The sequence below is a fragment of the Pseudomonas sp. HY2-MNA-CIBAN-0224 genome (assembly GCF_040310285.1).
Classification (GTDB): Bacteria; Pseudomonadota; Gammaproteobacteria; order Pseudomonadales; family Pseudomonadaceae; genus Aquipseudomonas; species Aquipseudomonas helleri.
Genome location: NZ_JBEOPQ010000035.1, coordinates 17281 through 28480, shown reverse-complemented (window position 1 = coordinate 28480; position 11200 = coordinate 17281). Strand labels below are relative to the sequence as shown.

The window sequence follows — 11200 nt, the reverse complement described above, 5'->3', positions numbered from 1 at the left end:
ATTATGGCGAGCGGAGGAAGGGCAGCGCGTCTGGCGCCGGTGGTCGAAATGGCCGAAAAAACGGAAAAGGCAGCCGCCCAGCGATTGGGCCACTTTCAGGGCCAGGTCAATCTGGCCAACAGCAAGCTGGGCGACCTTGAAAACTTTCGGGGCGAATACCAGGCGCAATGGGTCGAGCGCGGCAGCCAGGGCGTAACCGGCCAATGGCTGCGCAACTATCAATACTTTCTGGGCCAGCTTGAAACCGCGGTGGGCCAGCAACGCCAAAGCCTGCAATGGCATGAAAACAACCTCAACAAAGCCCGCGAATCCTGGCAACAGGCCTACGCCCGGGTTGAAGGGTTGCGCAAACTGGTCCAGCGCTACGCCGACGAAGCGCGCCAGCTTGAAGACAAGCGCGAACAAAAACTGATGGACGAACTGTCCCAGCGCCTGCCACGCAAAGAAGTCTACTAATCCCGCATTCCCTGTAGCCGCTGACGAGGCACGAGGCTGCGATGGGGCGCGAAGCGGCCCTGATTGGCGGTCCTGTGGCCCGTATCGCAGCCTCGTACCTCGTCAGCGACTACAGGTTTAGGCGCAGGTTTTCAGAGCGTCTATAGTTCAGGTCAATCGATACCTGAACCAGGAGCTACCCCATGGCCGTGACTTCTCACGTTTCAGCCGACGGCAACCAACTGACCATCGCCATCAAGGGGCGGTTTGATTTTGCCAAGCATCAAGACTTTCGTGCTGCTTACGAAAAAAACGACCTCATACCCGAGTCGATTGTCGTGGACTTGAAAGAGGCCACCTACATCGACAGCTCCGCCCTGGGCATGCTGTTGCTGCTGCGCGATCACGCCGGTGGCGATGAAGCCGAGATTCAAGTGGTCAACAGCAGCAACGATGTACGCAAAACCTTCGAGATATCCAATTTCGACCAGTTGTTCGACATCAAGTGAACCCGCCCCAGGCTCGCGGCCTGACGATATTGATCGCCGAAGACAGCGCTGCGGACCGGCTGTTGCTGGCCACTATCGTGCAGCGCCTGGGCCATACCGTGTTGCTGGCCAGCAACGGTGCCGAGGCTGTGGAGGTCTTCTGCCATCAGCGCCCGCATCTGGTGCTGATGGATGGCCTGATGCCGGTGATGGACGGCTTTGAGGCGACGCGGCAGATCAAGGCGCTGGCCGGGGAAGTGCTGGTGCCGATCATCTTTCTGACTTCACTCAATCACGCCGATGCATTGACCCGCACCCTGGAGGCGGGCGGTGATGATGTGTTGCTCAAGCCGTATAACCCGATGCTGCTGGCCGCCAAGATCACGGTTATGGATCGCCTGCGGCGCTTGCAAGACACCGTGTTGCAGCAACGTGACCAGATCGCCCGGCACAATGTGTATTTGCTCAATGAGCAGCGTGTGGCCAAGGCGGTGTTTGACCGGGTGGCCCACGAGGGCTGCCTGAGCGCCCCGAATATCCAGTATCGGCAGTCGCCATACGCCTTGTTCAACGGCGACTTGTTGCTTGCTGCCCACACGCCTTCGGGTGATACCCACCTGCTGCTGGCTGACTTTACCGGCCACGGTTTGCCGGCAGCGATTGGCGCAATGCCTTTGGCTGAGGTGTTCTACAGCATGACGGCCAAGGGCTACGGCCTGGGCGAAATGCTCCGTGAAATGAATGCCAAGCTCAAACGTATCCTGCCGGTCGACATGTTCTGCTGCGCCCACGTGGTCTGTGTCAGCGCGCTGAGGCGCAGCCTTGAAGTGTGGAGCGGGGGAATGCCCGATGGCTATTTGCACACCCTGGCCACGGGGCAGCGTACCGCGCTCAGCTCGCAGCATTTGCCGCTGGGGGTGTTGAAGGCCAAGGCGTTTGACCATTCGACCCGGGTGCTGCCCATGCTGCCCGGCGACCAACTGTTCTTGCTCACCGATGGCGTGACCGAAACCACAGGCCCGGATGAACAGCTGTTTGGTGCGCAACGGTTGCAGCGCGTGCTGGAGGCCAATCGCGATCCGCAGCACTTGATCGATGAAGTCGAGCAGGCGTTGCGACAGTTTCAAGGGCAGATCCGTGATGACGTCAGCATGGTGCAGATCACCTCGCAGGTACCGCAGCGCCTGGGCATGCCCGCGATGCTCTACACCGACAGCGGCCAATGCAGCCCGCTCGACTGGTCCGCCCGTTTCGAATTCCGGGCGTCGACGCTGCAACAGTTCAACCCTCTGCCTTATTTGCTGCACATGCTGATGGAGGTGCACGGCCTGCGTGCCCAGGGCGCGCAGATCCATGCGGTACTGTCCGAGCTGTACAGCAATGCGCTGGAACATGGCGTGCTGGGGCTGGATTCTCGGCTCAAGCGGGACGCTAAAGGTTTTGCGAGATATTACGAATTGCGCAATCAGCGCCTGATTGCGTTAAAAAGTGGGTTCGTGCGTATTGCTATGTGCGTGGTGCCCGAGCGCCAGGGTGGTCGCCTGACACTGCACGTAGAAGACAGTGGGCCGGGCTTTGACGTCGCCAGCATGCTGGCCAGACCGCTTGATCTCGACCGTTTGTCGGGGCGCGGTTTAAGTCTGGTGCGCCAGCTCTGCCCGTCCGCGCGGTGGTCCGACGAGGGTCGTACAGCGACCGTAGAGTTTTTATGGGAGGCTCTGGCATAATCCGAGCATTCTTGATCAAGGAGTGAACAAGTGTCTGAAATTCATATGGATGAGCAAGTCATCAGTTCGTTACGCGAGGTGATGGAGGAGGGGTTTGCAGACCTGCTGGACACCTTTCTCTCAGACTCCGAAGAACGTATCGACCAATTGCACAATGCCCAGGAAGCCCGCGATCTGACCCTGGTTGCGCACAGCTTCAAAGGCAGCAGCAGCAACATGGGCGCCACCCGCCTGGCGCTGTTGTGCGGTCAGCTCGAAGAGCGTGCGCAAAAGAAGCAACTGGCGGACATCAAAGAGCTGGTCATCGAAATCAATGACGAATACCAAATGGTCCGCCAGCTGTATCGTGCCGAGCGCCAGCGGGTGAGCGTCTCCAGTTACCTCCCGGGCAACTGACGGCAAAGCTGGCCCGAACCTTGCTCTGTCTCTCCCACCTGTACCGATGCCTGCCGTACAGCGGAGACTTTGCCAATGCCACTCGCCGCCAACCCGTTCCTTCAGACACCTGCCGTCGCTGCGTCCAAAGCCGCAACGGGCAAAGCTGCACAGCCTGACGTCGAGCCCGTAAAAACAGGGGGCGAGCCGTTTTCCAAGGTCTATGCCAAAGCGTCTGACGCCACCTCGGGTGTCACCAGCAGCAAGCCTGCTATCACACGCGATGCGAGCAATAACAGCGCTGCAAACCCACCGTCAGCTGTTGCCGATAGCGGCAAACCCTTGCCTGCTGGCAAGTCTCAAAGCACCGATCAAGATGACGCCCCAGTCAAACCTGACGACGGCCTGCCGACTCCCGACATCGCACCCCCTGCTGTGCAAGCGCCCCCGGCGGTTGCAGAAACGCCTGCGCCTGTCGCCCCGGCACCGCCTGATGAGCAAGCCGCGCAACTGGCCGCCGCCGCAAGCATGGCGGTGCAAGCGCCGCCACCGCCTGCGGTGGTTGACACCTTTGATCCGCAAGCCGATCCGCTGGATGACATGCCGGCTGTGCGCCTGGCCATGGAGCAGGGCGGTCATGTGTCCGCCAGCAGCCAGTCACCGGCGAAAAATGCTCAACCCGACAACTTGGCTGCCTCTAACCAAGGCCAGCCGAATGCGATCGCGCAGATGCTCGAGCCAAAAGCCGATGCCTCCAGCACGGGCGAGGGTGGTGAAAAAGCCTTCAAGGGGCTGGTCGATGACGGCCTCAAAGACCTTAAAAACGCTTCCAGCGACACCCGCGTCGATGACTTTGCCAACCGTCTGGCTGCGCTGACCCAGGCGGCCGTGCCGAAAACCGCGAATGCGCTGCCGGTCAACCAGCCGCTGGCCATGCACCAGAGCGGCTGGTCAGAAGAAATCGTCAACCGAGTGATGTACCTGTCCAGCGCCAACCTCAAATCCGCCGACATCCAATTGCAGCCGGCGGAGCTTGGGCGCCTGGATATTCGCGTCAACGTCGCGGCGGACCAGTCCACGCAAGTCAACTTTGTCAGCGGCCATGCGGCCGTGCGAGAAGCGCTGGACAGCCAGATGCACCGCCTGCGCGACATGCTCGCCCAACAGGGCATGGGCCAGGTCGACGTCAACGTGTCTGACCAATCGCGCAGTTGGCAGGGGCAAAGCCAGGAACAACAAAGCCAGCAGCGTTCTCAAGCCAGTGGAGGACGCCTTGAAGACGATGCGCCGCTAGCCGCCGCCGAACCCGTTGCCCCGAGCATCGTGCTGGGCACCAGCGCCGTGGACTACTACGCCTGAACCCCGAGGCGCCCGTAGGAGCTGCCGAGGAACGATGACTGCGATCTTTCACAGATCAAAAGATCGCAGCCTGCGCCAGCTCCTACCGTTCTGGCATAACACTTGCTCTGCCTAGTCATGCACCTGTGAAAACCCAAAAGTGACGGATTATTGGCATGGCGACGACCGACGCACCGAAAGACCCCGCCGATAAAGGCAAACTCAAGCTGATTATTCTGGTGGTCGTGGCGCTGTTGCTGGCCATCAGCCTGTCGGTGGGTGCCACCTGGTTTTTCATGAGCGGCGAGAAAAGCGCCGCGCCGCCTGTGGTGGACGCCAACATCAAGCGCCCGGCCATCTACGAGCCGCTGCCACCCGCTTTTGTGGTCAACCTCAATGACAACGGCCGCCAGCGCTATCTGCAAGTGAGCATCACCTTGCAGGCGCGGGATCAAAATGACCTCAATGCACTCAAGGTGCATATGCCGGTGATCCGCAACAACTTGGTCATGCTGTTCTCCGGACAGACCTTTGACAGCCTCGCCACTCCAGTCGGGCAGGAAATGTTGCGTCAGAAAGCCACTGCCAGCGTGCAGGAAGTTGCGCAAAAAGAACTCGGCAAAGTGGTTATTGATCAGGCCCTCTTTACTAACTTTGTATTGCAGTAGGACACGACATGGCCGTGCAAGACCTGCTGTCCCAGGATGAGATCGACGCGCTGCTGCATGGCGTCGATGACGGTCTGGTACAGGCCGAGGCGGCTGCCGAACCCGGCAGCGTCAAAAGTTACGACCTGACCAGTCAGGACCGGATTGTCCGGGGCCGCATGCCGACCCTGGAAATGATCAACGAGCGTTTCGCCCGCTACACCCGCATCAGCATGTTCAACATGCTGCGCCGCTCGGCAGACGTGGCGGTGGGCGGTGTGCAAGTGATGAAGTTCGGTGAATACGTGCACTCGCTGTACGTGCCCACCAGCCTCAACCTGGTCAAGATCAAGCCGTTGCGCGGCACCGCGCTGTTCATCCTCGACGCCAAGCTGGTGTTCAAGCTGGTGGACAACTTTTTTGGTGGCGACGGCCGTCACGCCAAAATCGAAGGCCGCGAATTCACCCCCACCGAATTGCGCGTCGTGCGCATGGTGCTGGAGCAGGCTTTCGTCGATTTGAAAGAAGCCTGGCAGGCGATCATGGAAGTCAATTTCGAGTACATCAACTCGGAAGTGAACCCGGCCATGGCCAACATCGTCGGCCCCAGCGAAGCGATTGTGGTGTCGACCTTCCACATCGAACTCGATGGCGGTGGCGGCGACCTGCACGTGACCATGCCGTACTCGATGATCGAGCCGGTGCGCGAAATGCTCGATGCGGGCTTTCAGTCAGACCTCGACGACCAGGACGAACGCTGGAGCAAAGCCCTGCGCGAAGACGTGCTGGACGTCAGCGTACCGCTGAGCGCCACCGTGGCCCGCCGCCAACTGCGCCTGCGCGACATTTTGCACATGGCGCCGGGGGACGTGATCCCGATCGAATTGCAGGACGAACTGGTGATGCGCGCCAATGGCGTGCCCACGTTCAAGGTCAAACTGGGTTCGCACAAAGGCAATCTGGCCTTGCAAGTGCTTGAACCCATCGTTCGGCGTTAAACACCGAACTCCCCCAATTGCTCAGTGAGGACACCTGATGGCTAACGAAAACGATACAAGCGCCGCCGACCAGGCGCTGGCCGATGAATGGGCCGCCGCGCTGGAAGAAACCGGCGATGTTGGCCAGGCCGATATCGACGCGCTGCTGGCCGCTGATGCCGCGCAAAAGCCGGCGTCCAACCGCTTGCCCATGGAAGAGTTCGGCAGCGTGCCGCGCAACAACGACCCGGTGTCGCTGGACGGTCCCAACCTGGACGTGATTCTGGATATTCCGGTGTCGATTTCCATGGAAGTGGGTAGCACCGACATCAACATTCGTAACCTGCTGCAACTCAACCAGGGCTCGGTCATCGAACTCGATCGCCTGGCCGGTGAGCCGCTGGACGTGCTGGTCAACGGCACATTGATTGCCCATGGCGAAGTGGTGGTGGTCAACGAAAAGTTTGGCATCCGTCTGACCGACGTGATCAGCCCAAGCGAACGCATCAAGAAGTTGCGCTAAGTGAAGCGGCTTCTCGGCGGTTTACTGGCGCTACCCTTGAGCGCCCTGGCAGCAGAGCCGGTGGCCAGCACCGCGAGCGCCGTTGCGCCCGTGGCCGCCAGCAGCCTGGGCGGCCAGTTGACGCAACTGGTGCTGGGTTTGCTGCTGGTGCTGGGGCTGATTTTTGCCCTGGCCTGGGTGCTACGTCGGGTTCAGCAAGGGGGCGCACGCCAGGGACAGGTCATCGAACTGATCAGCTCGCGGGCCTTGGGCACCCGTGACCGGCTGGTGCTGGTGCAAGTGGGCAACGAGCAGATCCTGCTCGGCCTGACGCCGGGCCGCATCACCCCGCTGCACGTACTCAAAGAGCCGGTTGCAGCGCCGGACACCACGCAACCGGCCACGCCTGAATTTGCCAAACGGCTGATGGAAATCCTCGGCCAGCAAAAGGACAAGCCGTAATGCGTTTAGCTGTCGCACTGTTGTTGGCCTTGCTCACGCCGGTCGCCTTGGCGGCCGACCCGTTGTCGATCCCGGCGATCACCCTGGGCACCGGCGCCAACGGGCAGCAGGAGTATTCGGTCAGCCTGCAAATCTTGCTGATCATGACCGCCCTGAGTTTTATCCCGGCGTTCGTGATGCTGATGACCAGCTTTACGCGGATCATCATCGTGTTTTCGATTCTGCGTCAGGCGCTGGGGCTGCAACAAACCCCGTCCAACCAGATCCTCACCGGCATGGCGCTGTTTTTGACCCTGTTCATCATGGCGCCGGTGTTCGACAAGGTGAACCGCGACGCCCTGCAGCCGTACCTGGCGGAAAAACTCACGGCCCAGGACGCGATCCTCAAGGCAGAAGGCCCGATCAAGGACTTTATGCTGGCGCAGACCCGCACCAGCGACCTTGAGCTGTTTATGCGGTTGTCCAAGCGCACAGACATCCCGACGCCCGACGCGGCGCCGCTGACCATTCTGGTCCCCGCTTTCGTCACCTCCGAGCTTAAAACTGCATTCCAGATCGGCTTTATGATCTTCATTCCGTTCCTGATCATCGACCTGGTAGTGGCCAGTGTGCTGATGGCCATGGGCATGATGATGCTCTCGCCGTTGATCATTTCGTTGCCGTTCAAAATCATGCTGTTCGTGCTGGTGGACGGTTGGGCGCTGATTATTGGCACCTTGGCCAGCAGTTTCGGCGGAGTCTGAGCCCATGACCCCAGAAGTCGCAGTCGACCTGTTTCGCAATGCGTTGTGGCTGACCACGATGATGGTCGCGGTGCTGGTGATCCCCAGCTTGCTGGTGGGTTTGCTGGTGGCGATGTTCCAGGCTGCGACGCAAATCAACGAACAGACCCTGAGCTTTTTGCCGCGTTTGCTGGTGATGCTGGTCACCCTGATCGTGGCCGGGCCATGGTTGGTGCAAACCTTTATGGAATACATCCTGCAGTTGTACGGCAGTATTCCGCAGTTGATCGGCTAAATGTCGCTGCTGGCCCTGACGGACGCGCAGATCAGTACCTGGGTCGCCAGCTTTATGCTGCCGCTGTTTCGGGTGGGCGCGGTGCTGGCCACCATGCCGATCATCGGTACCACGCTGGTGCCCAAGCGCATCAAGCTGTTTCTGGCCTTGGCGATCACCCTGGCGATCATGCCCAGTTTGCCGCCGCTGCCCACCGTCAACCCGCTGGACCTCAGTGGCCTGATGCTGATTGCCGAGCAAATTATTATCGGTGCCTTGCTCGGCTTCTCGTTGCAGCTGTTTTTCCAGGCGTTTGTGGTGGCCGGGCAAATCGTTGCGGTGCAGATGGGCATGGGCTTCGCCTCTATGGTCGACCCGGCCAACGGGGTCAACGTGGCGGTGATCGGGCAGTTTTTCACCATGCTGGTGAGCCTGCTGTTTTTGTCCATGAACGGTCACTTGGTGGTGTTTGAAGTGCTCACCGAGAGCTTCACCACGTTGCCGGTTGGCGGCGGGCTGATGACCAATCATTACTGGGAAATCGCCAACAAACTGGGTTGGGTCCTGGGCGCGGCGCTGTTGCTGGTGCTGCCGGCGATCACTGCCTTGTTGGTGGTCAACATCGCGTTTGGCGTCATGACCCGTGCGGCGCCGCAACTCAACATCTTCGCCATCGGTTTTCCGCTGACCCTGGTGCTGGGCATGGTCATTCTGTGGATCAGCATGGCCGACATTCTCAATCAGTATCAGCCGCTGGCCTCTGAGGCTTTGCAGTTTTTACGTGAACTGGCACAGGCGAAATAGCCATGGCAGAGAGCGAGAGCGGCGCCGATAAAACAGAAGACCCCACGGAGAAACGAAAAAAAGACTCCAGGGAAAAGGGCGAAATCGCGCGCTCTAAAGAACTCAATACCTTGGCGATCATGCTCGCGGGTTCAGCCGGGCTGCTGATTTTTGGCGGGGCGCTGGCTGAAGACCTGATGGAAGTGATGCGTTACAACTTCAGCATCAGCCGCGAGACCTTGTACAACACTGACTCCATGGCCGCCTTTTTGCTGCACTCGGGCAAAATCGCCCTGATCGCTTTACAGCCGGTGCTGATCACCTTATTGATCGCCGCCATCGTCGGCCCCATCGCTCTCGGTGGCTGGCTGTTTGCCGCAGGCAGCCTGGCCCCCAAATTCAGTCGCATGAACCCGCTGGCGGGGCTTAAGCGCATGTTCTCGGCCAAGGCGCTGGTGGAACTGCTCAAGGCGCTGGCCAAGTTTTTCATCATCTTGATCGTCGCCTTGCTGGTGTTGAAGTCCGACATCGATGACCTGCTGCGCATCGCCCACGAGCCCCTGGAGCTGGCGGTGGTCCATAGCCTGCAAGTGGTGGGTTGGAGTGCGTTGTGGATGGCCTGCGGGTTGATCTTGATTGCCGCCGTCGACGTGCCGGTGCAGCTATGGGAAAGCCATAAAAAACTGCTGATGACCAAGCAGGAAGTGCGCGACGAACACAAGGACCAAGAAGGGCGGCCCGAAGTTAAACAGCGCATTCGCCAGGTGCAGCGCGAAATGTCCCAGCGCCGCATGATGAGCGCCATCCCCGATGCCGACGTGATCATCACCAACCCGACGCACTACGCCGTGGCCCTCAAATACGACCCCGAAAAGGGCGGGGCGCCGATGTTGTTGGCCAAGGGCAGCGACTTTTTGGCGCTGAAAATTCGAGAAATCGGCGCCAAGCACAACATCCTGCTACTGGAGTCCCCGGCGCTGGCGCGCTCGATCTACCACTCCACCGAACTTGAGCAGGAGATCCCGGCGGGCCTCTACCTGGCCGTGGCGCAGGTGCTGGCGTACGTCTACCAGATCCGCCAGCACCAGGCGGGCAAAGGCAAGCGGCCTGATCCGCTGAAAGACCTGCCGATCCCGCCGGATTTACGCCGCGATGACTAAATGTGAAGCCAAGAGCTGACAAGCGGTGAAAATTTGAAGACGGACTGTCATTTCTGACAGTAGAGGCTTTGCGCAAACCTGCTTAACTTGAGAGGTCGAGTGCTTTTGGTTCGTGTGCAGGCAATGGAGATGCGCGATGTCGATCGAGTTAACCCTTATTCCCAATGGCTCTATCAAAACCTGTGTGTTGAGCGATACCCGAGAAAAAGCCAAGGTTAATCTTGAGGGGTTGTTCCCGAAGTTTCCTGCGCTGGACGGCACATTTGCGATTTTCTGGCTGGATCAATTGCAAGACCGCCACATTGTGGGCTTCAGTACGGAAGGCACTAATTTGCTGGCCGTTATTTCCTTGCCCACGGTGCCCCACAGCAGCGGGCGAGAGCAGTACTACAGTGCGATCGTTGAGCGCTGCTACAAAGAGCGTGATTCGATACTGACGTTTATGCGCAAGTCATTGAGCTTTGAAGGCATCAACGGGCGCTGTGTGCGCAGTTTTATCCTGTACAAACTCATTCGCCAGTTGCAGCTGGACAGCGTGCCGGTGTGGGAAGAACACCCGCATGTACGGGATGGGCGTTGTGGTGCCATTTTGATTGGTGGCTGCGGCACTGACCGCTATGAGCCCAACCGCAAGATAGACGTCGTGTTTGGTTCAAGCAGCAGCGCGTGCCTGGTGATTGACCTGGGCGAATGGCGCTGGAACTGAGCCTCACTTTTTTGCCTCGCCAGAGGCAGATCAAAAGATCGCGAGCAAGCTCGCTCCTACAGATTTTTGTGTTTGCCTGCCGATTTATCGGCGGCTTCGTACAGCGTTGGCGCTTGCCGCTGTTGTGCCCCGACGCTTATAGTCCGCGCTCGCCCTCATGGCGACCAGGTTTGGCGACTTGGAATGAAAAGATGAATAACGTTAGTGCGTCTAACCATTGGACTTAACTTATGACGAATTCACCTTACATCCCGCTCACCGCTATTGACTGCACCATTCCCGCCTTATTAATCGACCGCAACGCGCCACTGGACGTGTTGCATGCCAACGCGGCTGCCCGTGTTTTGGCGGTCACCCAACTGATGGAAACCTTCGCCAACCGCGAACTGGCCGAGGCCGACGCCATTGATCTCAAGCACCTCGCCAACACCGCAGTGTTATTGCTGCGCGATGGCTGCGACGTGCTGGGCTGGCGCTTAAGGCCGGTGTAACCACACCCCCTGTAGGAGCGAGCTTGCTCGCGATCTTTTGATCTTGATCCCCAGCTCGCGCCTACAGATTTTGGGTTTACCTCTCGGCAATGTGGCCTTTTGCCAAAGTTGGA

Annotated in this window: 15 protein-coding genes; all 15 read left to right on the top strand. The window is 59.4% G+C overall.

Annotated elements, in window-relative coordinates; translation table 11 throughout:
• Positions 1 to 3: 3 nt before the first annotated feature.
• Positions 4 to 456 carry a flagellar export protein FliJ gene (gene fliJ, locus AAEZ03_RS16235; RefSeq protein WP_048371419.1) on the top strand — a complete coding sequence of 151 codons (453 nt, stop codon included), beginning with the start codon at positions 4 to 6 and terminating at the stop codon, positions 454 to 456.
• 182 nt (positions 457 to 638) lie between these two features.
• Positions 639 to 944, top strand: a complete 306-nt coding sequence (locus tag AAEZ03_RS16230; RefSeq protein ID WP_350579972.1) for an STAS domain-containing protein — start codon at positions 639 to 641, stop codon at positions 942 to 944.
• Positions 941 to 2650, top strand: a complete 1710-nt coding sequence (locus AAEZ03_RS16225) for an ATP-binding SpoIIE family protein phosphatase (RefSeq protein ID WP_350579969.1) — start codon at positions 941 to 943, stop codon at positions 2648 to 2650. The genes AAEZ03_RS16230 and AAEZ03_RS16225 overlap by 4 nt, the downstream gene beginning before the upstream one ends.
• A 30-nt stretch (positions 2651 to 2680) precedes the next feature.
• Positions 2681 to 3046 (top strand): Hpt domain-containing protein, encoded by a 366-nt coding sequence (locus AAEZ03_RS16220; protein WP_178110214.1) that lies wholly within the window; start codon positions 2681 to 2683, stop codon positions 3044 to 3046.
• A 75-nt stretch (positions 3047 to 3121) separates the two neighbouring features.
• Positions 3122 to 4384 (top strand): flagellar hook-length control protein FliK, encoded by a 1263-nt coding sequence (locus AAEZ03_RS16215; RefSeq protein WP_350579966.1) that lies wholly within the window; start codon positions 3122 to 3124, stop codon positions 4382 to 4384.
• 155 nt (positions 4385 to 4539) lie between these two features.
• A complete protein-coding gene (fliL, locus tag AAEZ03_RS16210; RefSeq protein ID WP_350579963.1) occupies positions 4540 to 5031 on the top strand; it encodes a flagellar basal body-associated protein FliL in 492 nt (163 codons plus the stop codon).
• A gap of 8 nt (positions 5032 to 5039) precedes the next feature.
• Positions 5040 to 6008: a flagellar motor switch protein FliM gene (fliM, locus tag AAEZ03_RS16205; RefSeq protein WP_048371407.1), complete on the top strand. Its 969-nt coding sequence runs from the start codon at positions 5040 to 5042 to the stop codon at positions 6006 to 6008.
• 37 nt (positions 6009 to 6045) lie between these two features.
• Entirely contained in the window at positions 6046 to 6510 is a 465-nt protein-coding gene (gene fliN, locus AAEZ03_RS16200) for a flagellar motor switch protein FliN (protein ID WP_048371405.1), read from the top strand.
• Entirely contained in the window at positions 6511 to 6951 is a 441-nt protein-coding gene (fliO, locus tag AAEZ03_RS16195) for a flagellar biosynthetic protein FliO (protein WP_048371402.1), read from the top strand.
• Positions 6951 to 7694: a flagellar type III secretion system pore protein FliP gene (gene fliP / locus AAEZ03_RS16190; RefSeq protein ID WP_350579958.1), complete on the top strand. Its 744-nt coding sequence runs from the start codon at positions 6951 to 6953 to the stop codon at positions 7692 to 7694. The genes fliO and fliP overlap by 1 nt, the downstream gene beginning before the upstream one ends.
• 4 nt (positions 7695 to 7698) lie before the next feature.
• The gene (gene fliQ, locus AAEZ03_RS16185; RefSeq protein WP_016781562.1) at positions 7699 to 7968 is read left to right on the top strand and encodes a flagellar biosynthesis protein FliQ; all 270 of its coding nucleotides are present in this window, start codon (positions 7699 to 7701) and stop codon (positions 7966 to 7968) included.
• On the top strand, positions 7969 to 8751 hold the full coding sequence (fliR, locus tag AAEZ03_RS16180) for a flagellar biosynthetic protein FliR (RefSeq protein WP_048371396.1): 783 nt from the start codon (positions 7969 to 7971) through the stop codon (positions 8749 to 8751).
• A gap of 2 nt (positions 8752 to 8753) precedes the next feature.
• On the top strand, positions 8754 to 9890 hold the full coding sequence (gene flhB / locus AAEZ03_RS16175; protein WP_350579954.1) for a flagellar biosynthesis protein FlhB: 1137 nt from the start codon (positions 8754 to 8756) through the stop codon (positions 9888 to 9890).
• Between the two features lie 136 nt (positions 9891 to 10026).
• Entirely contained in the window at positions 10027 to 10596 is a 570-nt protein-coding gene (locus AAEZ03_RS16170) for a hypothetical protein (RefSeq protein ID WP_262122994.1), read from the top strand.
• A 230-nt stretch (positions 10597 to 10826) separates the two neighbouring features.
• Entirely contained in the window at positions 10827 to 11087 is a 261-nt protein-coding gene (locus tag AAEZ03_RS16165; RefSeq protein WP_350579950.1) for a short-chain dehydrogenase, read from the top strand.
• Positions 11088 to 11200 lie beyond the last annotated feature (113 nt).